Here is an 18,075-nt window from a genome sequence, read left to right as displayed (position 1 = left end):
ATAATTTTATAGTCTCGCGTTGCGCGGACTTCGTTTGTGTAGCTGCGGCTTCGAGTCGCCAAGCCAAGTATTTTTGCTGAAATTTTGCTGAAAACGGATAAATGGCTAAGATTCGCATCGGAAACGGTTACGATATTCACCGCTTAGTTACTGGGCGTCCTTTAATTCTGGGAGGAGTGAAGATTGAGCATGAATTAGGGTTGCTGGGGCACAGCGATGCCGATGTGCTGACTCATGCGATTATGGATGCGATGCTCGGTGCCCTGAGTTTAGGCGATATTGGTCATTATTTTCCCCCGACAGATCCCCAGTGGGCAGGGGCTGATAGTCTGGAACTGCTCAAGCAGGTGCATCAGCTAATTCGGGAACGAGGTTGGCAAATTGAGAATATTGACTCAGTAGTAGTGGCAGAACGTCCGAAACTGAAGCCGCATATTGAGAAGATGCGCGATCGCTTATCCGATGTCCTAGAATTAAAACCCGACCAAGTAGGCATCAAAGCCACTACAAATGAAAAGTTAGACTCAGTTGGGCGAGAAGAGGGAATCGCAGCTTATGCGGTAGCCTTACTGGTAGCTTCTGATTAACTTGGCTCAAACCTATCGAGTCAAAAGGTTGAAAATGTCTAGGATAGGAATGAACGAGAAACGGATAAGACAGGGACTCTCAACGCGCTGGGAGCATTAAGGCAATGGAAGCTGGAAGATTTGAAGTTGCTCAGGGCGATCGCACTTTGCAATATCGTCCTGATATTATTGCCCGCAACCGTGAAGGGCAAACCGTTCTATTAGTTGAAGTCAAAGCTACTCAACGCAATCGTGTTAAAGCTAATCCATCGGCGCTTGCACAACTCAAATTTCAGTTGCAAGCTGCAAACGCGAACATTCCTTTCGCTATGCTGGCTGACCTTGAAAACATTGAGATTTTTCAATGGGACGGGGCTAATTTATCGGAACCCGTAAGCGTACTTAAGACTGCTACGGTGCTTAATCATTACGACCCCGAATTTAGTAGCAAACGGATATTTGGGCGATACTTGGCGACACTCGTGCAAGCTTGGGTGCGCGACTTAGCCTATCACTGGAAATTGGAAAAGCCGCCAGCATCAGAGGAATTGGCAGCTATCGGTTTGTTGCAGGCGCTGGAAGATGCAGAGACTTACTTTGAAGGTGGCGCTTCTTGGTGATACTTTACGTTGAGACTAATTTCTTGATGAGCATTGCCACAGGACGCGACTCCCAAGCGAATACTTTGCTACAGAATCCGACCGCATCAGTCCAGATAGCGATACCAAGTATTTGCTGTATGGAATCTCTCTCAGCGTTAGAGGACGAAATAAAGCGCCGCAATCGTTTCATGAATGAACTGAATAATCAAATCAGCCAGTTACGTCGAGATGTCACCTCATCCCACGCCAAGTCTCTCCTTTCCCATTTAGAACAGTCCCTAATTGAGAATGAGGCGTTACTAAATGATGTCGAAAATCGTCTCTTCCAAGTCCTCGATCATCTCAACACCAAAGCAGAGATGATTCCATTAACTGGCGATATGCTTCAGGAAAGCTTGGATACACGTTTGATCGAAAAAGACCCTACGGATAACTTGATTTTGCACTGCATTCTTAATCATGCACGCCTGCATCCCACAGATAGGAAAGTGTTTCTCAGCGCCAATGTCAAAGAATTTAAACTGCTGCAAGTACAAGCGGCTTTGCAGAATGCTGGTGTGGTTAAGTATTTAACTTGCACACAAGATTTCTTCGGTTGGCTACAGACTCCCTAAGTTTTAATTAATACTCTTACAGACAAAAATTATGAAATTCTCTGCTACTATTCCCCTAATCTGGGGTCGTTTGTTAGCTCTCATACTGGCGATGATAAGCGCGATCGCGCTCCATAGCTGTAGCCTGAATCAATTTAATACAAAAGCCGCTCAGGTGCCGCAGTTGGTGGACAGTATTCTGCAAGATCCAAAAACTTTTAACTATGTTCTAAGTCAAGAATCACCCAACGTTTTTAGCTTAATTTACGAAGGGTTAATTACTGAAAACGGCAATGGTGAACTTGAACCCGCCTTAGCTGAATCTTGGGAAGTCGCCCCAGACAAAAAGCGAATTGTTTTTACCATGCGGGAGGGCTTGAAATGGTCTGATGGTCAACCACTGACCGTTGATGATGTCATCTTTACTTACAATGAACTCTATTTCAACGAAAAAATTCCTACTGATATTAGAGACATTCTAAAGATTGGCAAAGATCGCCTGCTGCCTACTGTCCGTAAACTTGATGAACGACGGGTTGAATTTACAGTTCCAGAACCTTTCGCCCCGTTTTTGCGCTACACCGGACTTGCAATTTTACCTGCTCATGCGCTGCGAGAATCCATTGTCACTACAGATTCAGATGGAAAACCCAAGTTTCTGTCTAGCTGGGGAATCGACACCGATCCCAAAAAAATTATTGTCAATGGAATGTATCAGCTAGAAAACTATCAAACTAGCGAGCGGGTGACATTTCGACGAAATCCCTATTACTGGCGCAAGGATACTCAGGGTAATCAACAGCCATATATCGATCGCATTGTCTGGCAAATTGTCGAAAATACCGACACATCTTTTATCCAATATCGTTCTGGCGGTTTAGATACTCTAGGGATCGCGCCAGAATATTATTCTCTCCTTAAGCAAGAAGAAAACCGGGGAAAATTTAAAATTTACACGGGTGGCCCCGAACTCAGTACGACTTTTTTGGTTTTCAATTTAAATAAAGCCAAAAATTCTCAAAATCAGCCTCTCGTAGACCCCATTAAGTCTCGCTGGTTCAATCAGCGTGAGTTCCGCCAAGCGGTTGCTCACGCCATTGACCGTCAGAAAATGCTGAACAATCTCTATCGAGGGCTGGGAGAACCACAAAACTCACCGATTTATAAGCAAAGTCCTTACTATTTATCCCCAGAACAGGGTCTTAAAGTCTACGACTATAATCCACAAAAAGCGAAAGAATTGCTGCGAAAAGCTGGATTTAAATATAACCCACAGGGTCAACTTTTCGATGCAGATGGCAATCGAGTTCGTTTTAGTATGCTGACCAATTCAGGGAATAAGCTGCGGGAGGCTATCGGTGCTCAGATTAAAGAAGACCTTGGCGCAGTTGGGATTCAGGTAGACTTTAATGCGATTAACTTCAATACGTTGATTGAAAAAGTTTATACCCAACGGAAATGGGATAGCTATATTGGCAAAATTGGCGGTGGCGGCATTGAGCCAAATGGTGGGGCAAACACTTGGACAACTAAAGGGGGTTTACACACTTTTAACCTAGGACCGCAAGCTGGAGAACCTCCGCTGAAGGGTTGGGAGGTTGATGACTGGGAATTGGCAATCGAAAACCTTTACATTAAAGGTGCCAGCGAACTTGATGAAAGTAAGCGGCGAGAAATATATGTCGAAAGCCAACGCATTACCCAGGAAAATTTACCCTTTATTTATCTGGTAAATCCGCTTTCAATGGAGGCAGTGCGCGATCGCGTTCAGGGCGTTAAATTCTCTGCCCTTGGTGGAGCCTTCTGGAATCTTTATGAACTCAAAGTCGCAGAAAACAAAAACATTCCGTAAACAAGGCAAAAAACAATTGGGCGCAGGGAAAAGAAAGATTAATTTCCTGCTTCCTCTTTTTCTATCTTTTTGCTTTTTGCTTTTTCCTTTTGCTTTATTTGGCTGTCACCCAACTTTACTCAAAACTCAGGCAAATGAGAAAGTATCCCAGTTGGTGACAGCCACATTAAGCGATCCCAAAACTTTTAATTGGGTACTTAATCAAGAATTTCCCCATGTTTTTCTATTCACTTACGAAGGATTAACGTCTGAAAATAGCGTTACGGGTGAAATTGAGCCTGCATTAGCTGAATCTTGGGAAATATCAGAGGATAAACGGCGAATCGTTTTTACCCTCCGAGAAGGATTGAAATGGTCGGATGGTCAGCCACTGACAGCGGATGATGTTGTCTTCACGTATGAAGATGTGGTTCTTAATAAAGAGATTCTTACCGATGCCAGAGATAGCCTAAAAATTGGCACATCTGGTGCTTTTCCGCAAGTCAGAAAGCTAGATGCACGGCGGGTTGAATTTATTCTGCCAGAACCGTTTGCTCCTTTTTTGCGAACTACAACTGGCTCAAAAAACGATGCGATCGTGATTTTGCCAAAACACGCCCTTGAGGACGCGGTAAAGTCGAAAAACTCAGAGGGAAAACCCAGGTTGATGTCTATCTGGGGAGTGGATACCAATCCAGCGGAAATAATTGTTAATGGCCCTTATAAAATAGAAAGTTACACCACTAGCGAACGGGTCGTATTTCGGCGTAACCCGTATTACTGGCGACGAGATGTACAAGGCAATCAGTTGCCTTACATCGATCGGATCGTGTGGCAAATTACGGAAAATATGGATACTCAGCTGCTTCAGTTCCGCTCTAATGGTTTAGATACGACTGACGGGTGGGGGCGATTGCGTCCAGAAGATTTTCCACTTTTAAAGCAAGAAGAAAAGCGCGGAAAATTTACAGTTTATACAGGTGGACCGCGATCGGGCACGACTTTTATTTCTTTTAATCTAAATAAAGGACGCCGGAACGGACGCCCTTTGATCGATCCAGTTAAATCTCGCTGGTTCAATAATCTATCATTCAGACAAGCGGTTGCTTATGCCATCGATCGGCAAGCGATGATTAACAACACTTTGCGCGGTCTGGGTGAAATGCAAAATTCACCAATTTCTGTACAAAGCTCTTACTATATAACTTCGGCAGAAGGTCTGAAAGTATACGAATATAATCCCGAAAAATCTAAGAAATTACTATTAAGCGCAGGGTTTAAATATAATAATCAAGGTCAGTTGTTAGACGCTGATGGAAATCGGGTGCAGTTTACATTAATAACGAATGCTGAAAATCAAACCCGCGTGTCACTGGGAGCGCAAATTAAGCAAAGTTTGAGCAAAATTGGCATTCAAGTAGATTTTACCCCAATTGCCTTCAACACGCTTGTAGATAAACTCGCAAACACTTTAGATTGGGAATGTTATTTGCTCGGCTTTACCGGGGGCATTGAACCCCATAATGGTGCGAATGTCTGGTTGCCAGATGGCGGATTACACAGCTTCAATCAGGATGCCGTATCGGGGTCAAAGCCGATTCAGGGTCGAGAGGTGGCTGCTTGGGAGGCGGAAATTGGGCGTCTGTACATTAAAGCTGCCCAAGAATTAGATGAGGTCAAGCGCAAAGAAATCTATGCCCAAACTCAACGGATTACGCAGGAATATTTGCCGATGATTTATCTAGTCAACCCGCTGTCAATGTCAGCCGTGCGCGATCGCGTTACCGGGATCAAATACTCTTCTCTGGGCGGTGCCCTCTGGAATGTTTATGAGCTGAAAGTGACCGATTAAAGGCAAAATTTACATTGCCAATTCTTCTGTTTGCATTTTTATATTCTTAATTTGAAGCCGTGACTCAACCTGAAGCTTTGCAATCCTTATTAGCAGCGGTTGCCGCTGGTGACGTTAGCCCAGAAGCGGCGTTAGACAAACTCAAGCATTTTGCCTTTGAACCCGTGGGCGATTTTGCCAAAATTGACCATCACCGCACCTTGCGAACGGGTTTTCCAGAGGTAATTTGGGGGCCAGGAAAGACACCCGAACAGATTGCGGGGATTATGGAGGCGATGCGATCGCGCAACCCTATCGTTATGGCAACGCGGATTGAACCGGCAGTCTATGCCCAGTTGCAGGAAAAAGTAGCAGGTCTCCAATATTACGCTTCGGCGCGAATCTGCGCCATTGCACCTGCCACCCTAGAACCCCAGTATTCGGGCACCATTGGCATCCTCTGTGCCGGTACAGCAGACTTATCCGTCGCTGAGGAAGCAGCGGTTACGGCAGAACTCTGTGGCTTCCGGGTGCAGCGCCTCTGGGATGTCGGTGTCGCGGGTATCCACCGCCTGTTAAGTAACCGTCACGTCATTGAATCGGCGAATGTGCTAATCGTCGTTGCCGGGATGGAAGGTGCTTTACCCAGCGTCGTCGCTGGTTTGGCTGATTGTCCCGTGATTGCAGTTCCCACCAGTGTCGGCTATGGTGCGAGTTTCGGCGGACTTGCGCCACTCCTGACAATGCTAAACTCTTGTGCAGCAGGGGTGGGCGTAGTGAATATTGATAATGGCTTCGGTGCGGCTATCTTAGCTGGACAAATTTTGAGAACGGCGCACAAACTGAAATCATCTGAGCAGTAGATTGGTACTGCCCGCTCATGCTATGCGGGCGAGCAAATCACTTATATGCTGTTTAATGATGGAGAGATTTTGATGATATTTTTACCCATCAGCGAAACCCGATGCCTACCTCCAAGACAGAATCAAAGCAACTTCTAGAACGCTTAATTTTTGAAGATGAACGTCCTAAAGATTGGGTACAAGATGTTTGGGGATTGAGTCCCACTTTGGGAGAAAGTGCTGCAAAATTGTTAGAAGTTTTTGAAGCGTTGATTGAGTGCTGTCCTGAAGAGAAGTTAGAAAATTTATTGCAAACTTTGTATCAGGATTCGCTTGAGTAATTATTTTAATTAAGGACGCGATCGCACTTTTCCTGAGATAAAAGCGATCGCCATCAGGATGCGATCGCTTCTAGGGAACTTGCGGGCAATTTTCTTAAGACATTACCCACCTTACACCAGACCACAGCGCTTTAGGCTTAAGCAGCTTGGTTAGACTCATTCAAGGCAGAACGCTTATTTAGCGATAGCATCACGCGAGAAACTCCCGTGGACAGAACGCTGGCACCCACCAGGGTTCCAATTAACCAAGGGGCATTGAAGGGCCACTGGAACCAAATCATTGCGCCCAACACCAGCGTAATGATGCCGTCTGTCAGCACCCATGTCCAATTCTGTTGCGGACGCACCCGGAATGCCAGGATCAGGTTAAATACACCTTCGGTCAGCAAAAAGCTACCTAGCAACAGAGTCAGCGTCAGGACACCTGTTAAGGGGTAGAAAAATAGCATCACGCCTGTAGCAATGTAGAGGGCGCTCAACAGGAGTTTCCAAATGAAACCTCCTTGCTCGCGAGTTTGAAAGGCATAGACCGCCTTGGTCGCTCCCGCACTCGCTAAGATCAAAGCAATCCAAGTCTCAGCGACAATTGTCGAGACATTCGGTACAGCGATCGCAACTATCCCCAAAACAATCAGTAGAGCGCCAGTCAAAAGCGATCCATTAATACCTTTGTTCTTGTTGATATCAGTAGAAACGTCGGTTGTCATACAAATTTTTTTTCTATGCACGATTGGGCTATATGTTCAGGCTAAGAAATTTCTCATGAACTGGATAGAACCTTAAGGTAGACCACCCCGCCACACCAAGCTCTACCCCCTGATATAGTTTGCGAGCGCACTTTCCCGACAATTAATCCCGTCAATTTAGGGGAGCGATCGCTTAGCTGTGTTAGACGGTGTTGAGCTTGAATTGACAGCAGAGCAAATTTTTGGCTGGTTGAGAATGAGAAGTTAATTGGTTAGGGTTGTCGTGCGGAAGCGATCGCACCTTTATTCTGTTTATATGTGTTCAGCTTGCACACAATTTCATTCAGAGCTGTACTAAACAGTGTCACTATTCGCTCCAACCTAATGGCAATCGCACTTTTCCCTTTATTCATTTGCGCGATTTGTTATGCAACGCTTTGCCAACCTACCCTTCCTGAGAGGGCATTCCCGCTTACATACAACTTTACTCCAAGCTCACAGCGCTGGTCTTGACTTTTTGTAGTGTGGGGATGTTAGTTGCAATTCAAGCTTGCAGTTAATTGAGCTTTACTTATCATAATTTGATAGTAAAAGTAGCAAATTTATGGGCAGCAGAATCACTTTCTCATATAATACTTTCAGAGATTTACAAGACTTTTAGAGGCTCTTGACGAGGCAAATATTCATACACTCCTAACTTATGAACGAACCGAAAAATAGCAAAGCTCCTCAATGGGGCAAAATCCTTGTCGCTATTGGATTAGGAATGCTCGCAGTATCAATTGTACTGGTCTTCCTGGGAATTTCAGGTGCGGTGTTGCATAACGTACTACAACTGGGTGGAATTGCAGTTGCAGTAGTTGGTTTCATCTTGTGGAAAGTTGTCAAGGTCTGATTCAGACAACGTTTGCCCGCATCTTTATCGCCATTTAATTAAGCGATCGCGCCTTGACTTTAATTTATGGGCGCAATCGCACTAAAGATGCGATCGCATTTACCGCAATTTCAGACGACTTGATTCAGGGCTGCACCATACTAAAGTTTACATTTACTCTACGTGACAGCATTGCTACCTGCAATCCTTAATGTGAATGAGGGAGTTCTAAAATTAGCTAATAAATCAAGCTTCGTGAGCTTTGTTTATCCTGTGCATAATTAAACAAACTCGTATAGGGTTTTCAAAAAAAAAGGAATGTGGTATTTGGGGTCACTACTCTCTTCCGAATAAAATCTTCCTATTTCTAACAAAAGTTGCTCCCTAAATATTTCAGCGGGACGAGTCCAGTCAGGAGAGGGTTGAACTTGGTTCCAATAACTCTTAGCTTTTTTAATTGTTAATAAAGCCAGAACTAACTCATTTTTCTCAGCCTCATCTTTGGAATTTTCAAACTTATGTTTCCATAAACTTTGTAATTCTTCAATGTCACTACAATCTAATTCAGGACAACAACGAATACGATCAAATGCTCTTCTTAAGTTATTTCTTAAGTCAATATCACTAATAGTTGCATCTGCCATATCAACATATATATCGTTAAGTAGAAGAGAACTTTTCTTATAGAGTGGAGAAGTAGGAAAATTATTGAATAACGATTGAAGTTCAGGTATTAAAAAATATGCTTCTTTATGAATTAATCCTGTAACCCATATACGATGAGCTGCTGCATTTTTATCGTTTATTTTGAATTTATTATAAAGATTGTGGAAAATTTCTTCTGTATCTGCAAAAATGTAACCATCAAAATTTTGTATTTGTAGATCTAAATCTATAATTGCAAAAAGTTTATCGGGATGTAAATAGGAACGACTACTGTCTTGAGTATGTAAATTTAAGAGAGTGAAATAAGTGTCTATTACATCTTTACGATCTCCACAGTTGAAAAACTGGGGACGCTGCTGACTCCACCATCTTGGAACACATGCCTTATAAAAGTTTGCATCTGGCATATGCTCCATGTTTTTATATGATTGAGGCGATAGTCTACCCTGATTTTTTTGAATCTCACCTTCACATATTACAACAATTTTATTCTTAATTCTAGGAGATTCAATAATGGTTTGACAGTGTTTCTCTAGTTCTGCTGGACTAAAACTCATATGCGGTATTAGGGTTCTTGTTTTAGGAGTTTAGGCTCTAGTTCCTTAACGTGAGCAGGTGTCACAGCTTGGCATAATTCATATGAGTGGGTTGCAAGGATATACTGATTTGTTGGCGACCATTGCTTAAGATCGGCAATTACTTGATACTGCCAATCAGGATGAAAAGCAATTTCAATTTCATCCATTAAAACAATTGCGTTTTCTATATTGTAATATCTTATCCACATATAAATACTAAGCCTTTTTAGCTCCCCGTGGCTTAAATCTTCAGGATAAAGTTCTATATTTTCCCCATTTTTATCTAATTTAAATGTTACTCCTGATAGATTAGTATCTACATTAATTTTTTTATTATTTAATATCATATTTAAATCTCTTATTAGTGTTTGATAACTATTCCCGTAATTACCTGTTTCTATAGCTTCTTTAAAATCTCGATCTCGAGCAGCTTTAAAAGATTCGATCAGAAGATCTATAGCAAGAAAATCATAAGTAAAAAAACCTGTGATTTCAGATTTCGCGTCTTCAAGTTGTGAATAATAATCATTTCCACTATTTTGATCTCTGAATAAGAGTTTTCTGGACTCCTGAGAAAGAAAAAGAAAAACTTGACTATTAGGAGCTGCAAGAAATACTTTTTGGGATAGCTCCTTCAAGAAACCTTCTACTTCTGTCATATCTATGTTGTTAATATGACAAAGTAAAACCTCTTCTTCTACCTCGTTTGCATTAGCAGAATAATTACATATGTAGATTAAGTTTTTAGATTGGAAATATTTTATAACTTTTTGCAGAATACGTTCTAGTCCTTTACGTTCTTCAGAGAATTTGTTAAGATTTAGATTAAATACATCTAACGTTGCTTGAAGATCTTCTTGAATTCTTTCAATAGATTGTATGCTAACATCTCCCATACTAACAAATTTAAAATAAAGCTCTTTATTAAGGTCTTCCATTAATTTTACGATCTGATCCCGTCGGTCATTAATATTTTGAATTCCTTTAAATGTTCTTAATCTAGTAATAATTTTCTCTAAAGTACGAATTTCTTTCTCTATTTGTGCAATTTTATATTTAACTGATTCTAATTTTGTTGAAGCAGAAAAGCTTAGATATTCATCATCATTTGTTTCACCTTTATCATTCGAGTTTAATATATCTTTAAGATAAGAATCTCTGTTGCAGGAGAATTCAAGCTGTATAGTCTTATTATTATGCTGAATATCAATTATTGCTAATACTTTTTGATTTGAATCCTTGTTGATTTTGAATCCATAAAGCATATTATTCAAAAAAACTTTTTTATTCGATTCACTCGAACATCGCAACAACACAAAAATCAACTGTAAAAGTGTACTTTTCCCACCACCATTTTGGCTACCCAATGGGAAAACAGTAGGAACAAACTCGCTTTCAAAAGTAATGTCCACACCCCTTAAAATACGAAAATCCGGCACTTGAATTCGTAATAAATGCATAAAAATTCCTAGCATTTAGAGCTATCTTAAGCTACTGGGTATGGTGGGCAATGCCCACCACAATCTTTGTAACTTACAGATAAGTTTAACGGAGAAAGTAAGAATTAGCGATCAAACCCGCTCTTCCTACACTTTAAACTTCTCGGTAATTCGCTTCATCGCCTCATTCACATTTTCCCGGCTATTAAATGCCGAAATGCGGAAGTAACCTTCACCCGCAGCACCGAAACCAGAACCAGGAGTTCCGACAACATTGCACGTTTGCAGCAACTTATCGAAGAAATCCCAACTCGATAAACCATTAGGCGTTTTCACCCAGACGTAAGGTGCATTCACGCCGCCATACACCGCTAATCCAGCCGCCGTCAGTTGTTCGCGGATAATTTTGGCATTTTCCATGTAGAAATTGACTAGCGCCTTCGTTTGCGCTTGTCCTTCCTCAGAGTAAACCGCCTCAGCACCGCGTTGCACGATGTAGGACACGCCATTAAACTTGGTAGACTGGCGGCGGTTCCACAGCTTCCACAGTTCCACATCGGAACCATCGGCGGCTTGGGCTTTCAGCGTTTTCGGTACAACCGTCAATGCACAACGGGTTCCGGTAAAGCCTGCATTCTTGGAAAACGAGCGAAACTCGATCGCACAATCTCTTGCACCTTCAATCTCGTAGATGGAATGGGGAAGCTCTGGATCGGTTATAAAAGCTTCGTAAGCCGCATCGAAGAAAATGATTGAGCCATGAGCTTTTGCATAGTCCACCCACGCTTTCAGGTGTTCCTTTGTGGCGGTTGCTCCCGTAGGATTATTGGGGAAGCAGAGATAAATTAAGTCAACTTTCTGCGAAGGAATCTCGGCGGTGAAGTTGTTCTCTGCGGTGATGGGTATGTACACCAAGCCGCCAAACTCGCCTTTATCGTTAGCAGCGCCAGTGTGTCCCGCCATCACGTTGGTGTCTACATACACGGGATAAACCGGATCGGTGACAGCGATCGCGTTATTGTCGCCAAAGATATCGAGAATGTTACCCGTGTCGCACTTAGAACCGTCAGAGATGAAGATTTCGGAAGCATCAACCTCGCATCCACGCGCCTGGAAATCATGGGCGGCAATTTTCTCCCGCAACCAAGCATAACCCTGTTCTGGGCCATAGCCTTTGAAGGAACCGCGATCGCCCATATCTTCAACGGCTTTAATCATCGCCGTGCGACACGCTTCTGGTAGGGGTTCGGTGACATCGCCAATCCCCAGGCGAATAATTTTTGCGTCAGCATTTGCCTCTGCGAAGGCATTCACCCGCCGCGCAATTTCGGGAAACAGGTAGCCAGCTTTGAGTTTGAGATAGTTATCGTTAATCGTTGCCATGTTGAATCGCCACGAACGCCGTAAAATAGCTTACTGCCAATCGTCGCGTTACGATTCCACGGTTAATCCTGTTAAGTGAACAAAGATTATAGATTGGGTCAGTGCCCTAGCGTGACTCCCCAACTACAGACAGCCAACTAGGATAAGCGAAAGAATCCTTACCTTGCAACTTTGAACCTTGGTAAGTTTGAAATACCTGGCTAGCTACCGTTTCAAGGTTATCCATTAGCTTGTCATCTTCGCCTGTAGCTTCAAAAGCTAAACTCCACGAATCCTTGCCATTAATATTTAGCTGAGTGAGTTCAACAGCACAGTCTTGGTAAACACGCTGCGATCGCATCTTCTTCACACTCATCCAAGACTCTTTTCCCGCCACCTCTGCGGGAATAAAGCATTTTGAAGTGGGATCTTCACACGTCCACTTTGCCCATTTCTCTGCCTTCCCCGCCGCTAACTCCCCAAAATGCAGCACCTTTAATTCGGCTTGACGCCACTTGATTTCCAGCTTTCCTTGCCGCAGTTTGATACCCAGGTAGTTACTCTTAGGTAAGTATAAATACCAGTCTTCTCGGTCTTCTAGTGACTTTATCTGTCCACCGAGACTATCTTGCTTGAACCAGCGTTCAATCTCTGTGGGGATTGTGCCGGGATAAAACCAACGTAGTTCCACCGTTATCAGCATCAGTTTATCCTACCCAAAATGTTTAGTTGCCGACTTTGAGGCTCCGTAACAGAGCAGAAATCTATTGCCATATTGATTGTAGAGAGTGGCAACAATTTCATAAAAGTATCTACCTTCAAAAAGCCTGTGTGGTTAGCAAATCTTGATTTGAAAAATTAGTTAGAGAGGAGAAAGGCTGAATTTATGTTTTTAATTATAGAATTATTCGGAAATGAAATTAATGCATTAAATTAATGCTTGATTCGCATTTGAAGCCAGGGTAAGAGTAGATTGAGGAAAATTTCTATTAGTCAAAATAAAGCAAACACAGCCTCTATAGGGATTTATCGGCAAATCTGGTATCTGACCTAAACTCTAGGTAAACTAGCTTGTGAAGCTTAAAGGCATCCAAGTTTAGGAAACAAGGTTAGCTAGTGTGGGCTAAGCGTGTCGGGTAAAAATTCAGTAAAAGTGATTTAAATGATGTTATTAAGTGTTTTAGAGCAGGCTACGGTTGCAGCACAGCAAAAAAACTGGTCATTGCTAAACCAATGCTTGCAGCAACTGCCACTTAACAAAGCAGAGGGAAGGCAGGGAGAGTCGTTAACAGGAGAAGATTCTAACTCGCTTTACTTAGAGCAATTACTGAATCTGGCTTTAGATGTACTTGATGCAGGGGATTTTCAGGAACGGTGGGAAGTGGCGAAGGTGTTACCCAAATTAGGGGAAGGCGCGATCGCTCCTTTGATTTCCATTCTGAAAGACGAAGACGCCGACTTGGAGGAGCGCTGGTTTGCTGGTCGCATTCTGGGAGAATTTGACAATCCTGCCGTCATCACCGCCTTAGTAGAGCTGCTGAGAACATCTGAGGATGAAGAACTTACAGTGGCAGCAGCGGCTGCTTTAGCGCATATCGGCTCTCCGGCTGTGGAGGCTTTGACCGAACTATTAGCAGAGTCAGAGACACGACTGTTAGCCGTGCGATCGCTTGCTCAGATCCGCCGTTCCGAAACCATTGCGCCTCTCCTGAACGTGGTTCAAGATCCTCAATCTGCGATTCGAGCCGCTGCGATTGAAGCACTGGGTAGTTTTCACGACAGCCGGATTCCGCCAGTATTGATGGATGCCTTGCAAGATCCAGCCGCACAAGTGAGAAAAGAAGCGGTAATTGGCTTGGGGATGCGCTCCGATTTACTAGAACAATTGAATCTAGTAACTCAGCTACAACCCCTGCTATTTGACTTTAATTTGGAAGTTTGTCAGCATAGTGCGATCGCATTAGGACGACTGGGGACAGATGAAGCCGCAGCTGCCTTGTTTCAGGTACTCGCTTCCCCGAATACGCCGCTTAGCTTGCAAGTAGACATCGTGCGATCGCTCCCCCAAACAGCAGCCGCCTTGGAGTATTTGCAACAAGCCCTTTCTGTTGAGTCTCCGGTGCTATGGCAGGAAATTGTCACCGTTTTGGGGCGAGTGGATTCTCCAAAATTAGTCCCAACAGCTGCTAAAATCCTGGTGACAGCACTTGAATCAGAAAGCTCAACTGCTCAAGATCCCAAGGTTAAACAAGCGGTGGCAATGGCATGGGGACAGTTAGGAGATGCCATTGCGATCAACCAGTTAATTGAACTGTTAGCAGATCCCGATGCAGGGGTAAAACTGCACGCGATCGCTGCTCTCAAAAAATTTCCCATTGCTTATCAGCAATTACAGCAACTCGCTACCACCGAAAATCTCACCCCAGAATTAAAACAAGGAATCGCGATCGCTTTGAAAGAATGGACAGTGAATAGTTAATAACCACTCGCTATTAACTATTCACACGGAAGCGTTACGGTAAAAGTTGTTCCTAACCCAACTTGGCTATCCACCGCTATCTTGCCTCCGTGTATTTCTACGCACCTTTTTACAATCGCCAGCCCTAAGCCAGTTCCAGGAATTTTGCCAACATTTTTGGCTCGATGAAATGTTTCAAAGAGCCGCGCTAAATCTGCTGGAGGAATGCCAATTCCTTCATCTCTAATTTGGAAAGTTGCCTCTCCGTTCTGGCAAGTCAAGCCAAAATGAACGATGCCACCTTCGGGGGAATATTTAATTGCATTTGATAACAAATTATTCAGGATTTGTCGCAGCAATTTTTCATCCATAGAAACGATTGTCTCAAATTCGTTTTCAGTGACGGTCAAACATTCCAGATTATAACCTTGAAGAGAGTAATTATCAGTATTGAAATTTTCAAGTTTGAATTGCGTTTGATTACTGACAAAATTTATCTCGTGCTGATTGCTAGCACTCAGTTGGATTTCTTCTACTAAATTACGGCAGAATTCTGTTAGATCGAGGGGGACTGGATTAAATTCTGATTTCCCGGCATCTGCTCTGCCGATTAAAAGCACATCTTCTAACAGGTCGGTCATATTTCTAACGATGTCTTTAATCCGCAGCAAATATTTGCTTTTTTTCTCCTGAGACCATTCATTAGAGCAATGTTCTAACATATGGGCAGACAGAGAAATTGAGGTCAGCGGATTGCGGAACTCGTGGGAAACCATTGACACAAAGCGAGATTTCAATTCACCCAATTGTCGCTCTTGTTCCAACGCCTTGTGAATTTCTTCTTCTGCTTGCTTGCGAACGGTGATGTTGCGAATAATGCTAGTAACGAGAAATCCTTGCGGGGTTTCGATGTGGCTGAGGCTGACATCTACGGGGAACTCAGTGCCATCCTTGCGTCGGGCAAATAGCTCAAACCCCACTCCCATCGGTGGGACTTGAGGTTCACAACAGGAATCAGTGCATTCTCGATCGTGTACGCGCCGGATGTAATCGGGTAGCAACATCTCCAGAGTATTCCCAAGCAATTCATCGCGCTCATAGCCAAACATTTTCTCAATTTGAGTGTTAACGAGAACGATGCGATCGCTTGCGCCAACAATCGCGATCGCGTCTGGTGCTGCTTCTAGAAATTGCCGGAATTTTTCTTCGCTTTGTCGGAGTTGGGCTTCTGCTTGCTGATGCTTGACTATTTCCTGTTGCGAGCGCTCATTTGTCTCCTTTAACTCAGCATTGCGCTGTTTGAGATCCCACGAGAGTTGTCGCGTCCGCAACAACATCTTCACCCGCGTCTGCAACTCCATCTTCTCGATGGGGATAGTGACTAACTCATCAACACTCTTCCACGGGTGTCGAGTCATCAACCCCACATCCTGACGAGGAACGATCAACAGAAATGGCAGAAAAACTGGTAATTCAGTGGCTTTTCTCGCTTGCACCTCTTCCCAAAACTGCTTTAGAGCCACGCTATCTAAGACGCATAGGTCAAAAGCTGTGTTCAGGATTAAAGACTGAGGGCTAAGCGGTAAGGGTAGAACAGTACCCTGCCCGTGCTGAGTGCTGAGCAGCGCAGCCAGGGTGGGGAAATCCCGTTCCGGCTGAGAACTGAGAAGACGCCAATTTATCCCATTTCTACAAGACTGAGGATTGAGTAAAATTTCTCTGTTGTGTTCCTGCTCCTTAGCTCCTCGCCTCCCCGTCTCTTTTTCGTCAGGTAGCAATACTTCGTGATGCCCAGCAAGCCACTCTGAGAGCAGGCGGCGGTTTTCTTTTTGCTCTACAAGCAACAAAATCCGGCTCATACTTAATCTCTTAGTAGACTGCGAACGATCCCTAGGAACTTTTTGACGACTAGCGGTTTAACTAATGTACTTTGCATTCCGTGAGCTAGGTTTTGCTGCTCAATCGCGACACTTTGCTTAGGCAAGAGTATTAGAAAGGGTATTTGCCGATCCCGAATTCGTTCGCAGCGTTTCCAAACACGCCGGTAAAAACCGTCTATGTCCACCAGCGCCAAACCGATTGCTTTTGACTGGCATAGGGCTAGATCGAGTCCCTCTAAAAGGTTAGCACTTTTGACACAATCCCCTTCTTTGCCGAGGAATTGAACCACAAGTTCCAGGTGGCGCTGGTTTCGCTCTGCCGCCAAAATCAACGGTTGCTCCTTCAAATTTCCCCCTTTGTTTTGGGTTCTCTCTAGTGCTATCGTAATTCAGTCATAAGTGCCGTGATATGGCTCACAATGGCTCAATATTCTGTTATTTGGATCTTGAGGTTAGCCTGAAATCGGATAAATTTTGAAGCGATCGCTTCCTTCCTCTTTTGCTACAGATAGCATCTTTTGCGCCTCAGCAATCAAGGCTTGCGGGGTGGAATTTCTCTCAGGAATTAACGTGGCAACCCCTAAACTTATAGTTACTCGGTCGCCAATCGGAGAATTCGCGTAGGAAATGTTTACATCTGCCACATTTAAACGCATTGCCTCTGCCACGACAATCGCCCCAGAGCGATTGGTATCGGGGAGAAGTGTCACAAATTCTTCACCCCCATATCGGGCGACAACGTCTCCACATCTTTTCACAGCAGCACTTAAAGCTTTTGCAACTTCTCTTAGACAATAATCGCCTCGCTGAAGTCCGTAGGTATCCTTAAAAGCTTTGAAAAAATCAAGATTAATCATAATCAACGACAGAAACCTTGCCTCTCTAGCCGCACGTCTCCATTCCCGTTCTAAAATTTCTTCAAAATGATGGCGATTCGCAATTCCTGTCAGCGCGTCTCTAAAAACTAAGTCATCTACCTTTGGGTTAGACTTCTGTAAATTGGGTGCCGCTTTTAATAGCCGGTTGTCGCGGGCTTTCCCAAGCTCAAATTTAGATCTGTGTTTCAAAATCGAACTAACTCGCGTCAGTAGTTCTGCTTTACCGATGGGTTTGATCCGATGATCGGCAGCGCCAGCGATCAGTGTAAACTGCCAGTCCGTTGAGCCAGACTGGTTAGAAAGCATCAGAATGGGAATTGCCTCGTGCCGCAGCCATTCGCAAATCCGACTGTCTAGACTACAGATATCTACGATAGCGAGACTGATTTGTGCAGAATGTCTCAAAGCTTGCTCAAACTCCTCCAAGCTGTCAGCGGTGAGGATTGGATATCCTTCCTGAATCAAGAATTGTGCGATCAGTTGCAAGTTGTGGTGGTTTCGGCTGGCGACTAGGAGCGAGGTTTGTTTCTTCATGCTGATTCATCAGAGAGTGCTAAGGGGTATCTTTTTCATCACTCATTTTGATGCGATGCCGTCGGCGATCGCTTCGCTGAGTATACGATTGGCGTATATCGTATTTATTTCCAA

Annotated in this window: 17 protein-coding genes; 9 read left to right on the top strand and 8 right to left on the bottom strand. The window is 43.7% G+C overall.

The window, feature by feature from the left end; translation table 11 throughout:
• The first annotated feature begins 101 nt into the window (after nt 1-101).
• The 7 genes from ispF to NC994_RS03785 all read left to right on the top strand — a co-directional run bounded on the left by ispF (nt 102) and on the right by NC994_RS03785 (nt 6,606).
• Complete coding sequence (gene ispF / locus NC994_RS03815) at nt 102-587, top strand: 2-C-methyl-D-erythritol 2,4-cyclodiphosphate synthase (RefSeq protein WP_190412330.1); 486 nt, start codon at nt 102-104, stop codon at nt 585-587.
• A 104-nt stretch (nt 588-691) separates the two neighbouring features.
• Nucleotides 692-1,186, top strand: a complete 495-nt coding sequence (locus NC994_RS03810) for a hypothetical protein (protein ID WP_190434349.1) — start codon at nt 692-694, stop codon at nt 1,184-1,186.
• A complete protein-coding gene (locus NC994_RS03805; RefSeq protein ID WP_190434540.1) occupies nt 1,183-1,782 on the top strand; it encodes a PIN domain-containing protein in 600 nt (199 codons plus the stop codon). Before NC994_RS03810 ends, NC994_RS03805 begins: the two co-directional genes overlap by 4 nt.
• Before the next feature lie 31 nt (nt 1,783-1,813).
• Complete coding sequence (locus tag NC994_RS03800; protein ID WP_190434346.1) at nt 1,814-3,613, top strand: ABC transporter substrate-binding protein; 1,800 nt, start codon at nt 1,814-1,816, stop codon at nt 3,611-3,613.
• Nucleotides 3,576-5,444: an ABC transporter substrate-binding protein gene (locus tag NC994_RS03795; protein WP_190434344.1), complete on the top strand. Its 1,869-nt coding sequence runs from the start codon at nt 3,576-3,578 to the stop codon at nt 5,442-5,444. Before NC994_RS03800 ends, NC994_RS03795 begins: the two co-directional genes overlap by 38 nt.
• A 59-nt stretch (nt 5,445-5,503) precedes the next feature.
• Entirely contained in the window at nt 5,504-6,286 is a 783-nt protein-coding gene (gene larB / locus NC994_RS03790) for a nickel pincer cofactor biosynthesis protein LarB (RefSeq protein WP_190434342.1), read from the top strand.
• Nucleotides 6,287-6,387: 101 nt separating this feature from the next.
• Nucleotides 6,388-6,606 (top strand): hypothetical protein, encoded by a 219-nt coding sequence (locus NC994_RS03785; RefSeq protein ID WP_190434334.1) that lies wholly within the window; start codon nt 6,388-6,390, stop codon nt 6,604-6,606.
• A 137-nt stretch (nt 6,607-6,743) separates the two neighbouring features.
• On the opposite strand, the gene NC994_RS03780 is transcribed toward NC994_RS03785, so the two are convergent.
• A complete protein-coding gene (locus NC994_RS03780; RefSeq protein WP_190430537.1) occupies nt 6,744-7,313 on the bottom strand; it encodes an HdeD family acid-resistance protein in 570 nt (189 codons plus the stop codon).
• Nucleotides 7,314-7,992: 679 nt separating this feature from the next.
• Between NC994_RS03780 and NC994_RS03775 the strand changes: the two genes are divergently transcribed.
• The gene (locus NC994_RS03775) at nt 7,993-8,187 is read left to right on the top strand and encodes a hypothetical protein (protein WP_190434332.1); all 195 of its coding nucleotides are present in this window, start codon (nt 7,993-7,995) and stop codon (nt 8,185-8,187) included.
• Between the two features lie 260 nt (nt 8,188-8,447).
• Here the strand turns inward: NC994_RS03775 and NC994_RS03770 are convergent, their stop codons facing one another.
• The 4 genes from NC994_RS03770 to NC994_RS03755 all read right to left on the bottom strand — a co-directional run bounded on the left by NC994_RS03770 (nt 8,448) and on the right by NC994_RS03755 (nt 12,914).
• Nucleotides 8,448-9,389, bottom strand: a complete 942-nt coding sequence (locus NC994_RS03770) for a hypothetical protein (RefSeq protein WP_190434330.1) — start codon at nt 9,387-9,389, stop codon at nt 8,448-8,450.
• An 8-nt stretch (nt 9,390-9,397) separates the two neighbouring features.
• On the bottom strand, nt 9,398-10,870 hold the full coding sequence (locus tag NC994_RS03765) for an AAA family ATPase (protein WP_190434537.1): 1,473 nt from the start codon (nt 10,868-10,870) through the stop codon (nt 9,398-9,400).
• Between the two features lie 126 nt (nt 10,871-10,996).
• Nucleotides 10,997-12,232 (bottom strand): LL-diaminopimelate aminotransferase, encoded by a 1,236-nt coding sequence (locus tag NC994_RS03760; protein ID WP_190434328.1) that lies wholly within the window; start codon nt 12,230-12,232, stop codon nt 10,997-10,999.
• A gap of 106 nt (nt 12,233-12,338) precedes the next feature.
• Nucleotides 12,339-12,914, bottom strand: coding sequence for a hypothetical protein (locus NC994_RS03755; RefSeq protein WP_190434326.1), 576 nt, complete (start codon nt 12,912-12,914; stop codon nt 12,339-12,341).
• A gap of 459 nt (nt 12,915-13,373) precedes the next feature.
• Between NC994_RS03755 and NC994_RS03750 the strand changes: the two genes are divergently transcribed.
• A complete protein-coding gene (locus tag NC994_RS03750; protein ID WP_347276551.1) occupies nt 13,374-14,690 on the top strand; it encodes a HEAT repeat domain-containing protein in 1,317 nt (438 codons plus the stop codon).
• Between the two features lie 17 nt (nt 14,691-14,707).
• On the opposite strand, the gene NC994_RS03745 is transcribed toward NC994_RS03750, so the two are convergent.
• The 3 genes from NC994_RS03745 to NC994_RS03735 all read right to left on the bottom strand — a co-directional run bounded on the left by NC994_RS03745 (nt 14,708) and on the right by NC994_RS03735 (nt 17,961).
• The gene (locus NC994_RS03745; protein ID WP_190434325.1) at nt 14,708-16,528 is read right to left on the bottom strand and encodes an ATP-binding protein; all 1,821 of its coding nucleotides are present in this window, start codon (nt 16,526-16,528) and stop codon (nt 14,708-14,710) included.
• A gap of 2 nt (nt 16,529-16,530) precedes the next feature.
• Nucleotides 16,531-16,896 (bottom strand): response regulator, encoded by a 366-nt coding sequence (locus NC994_RS03740; RefSeq protein WP_190434323.1) that lies wholly within the window; start codon nt 16,894-16,896, stop codon nt 16,531-16,533.
• A gap of 105 nt (nt 16,897-17,001) precedes the next feature.
• Nucleotides 17,002-17,961: a diguanylate cyclase gene (locus NC994_RS03735; protein WP_190434320.1), complete on the bottom strand. Its 960-nt coding sequence runs from the start codon at nt 17,959-17,961 to the stop codon at nt 17,002-17,004.
• Nucleotides 17,962-18,075: the final 114 nt, after the last annotated feature.

Source organism: Trichocoleus sp. AS-A1, from assembly GCF_039962015.1.
Taxonomy (GTDB): Bacteria; Cyanobacteriota; Cyanobacteriia; order Cyanobacteriales; family FACHB-T130; genus FACHB-T130.
Note: the sequence above shows the minus strand (reverse complement) of the source record. Positions and strands in the feature narration are given on the sequence as shown.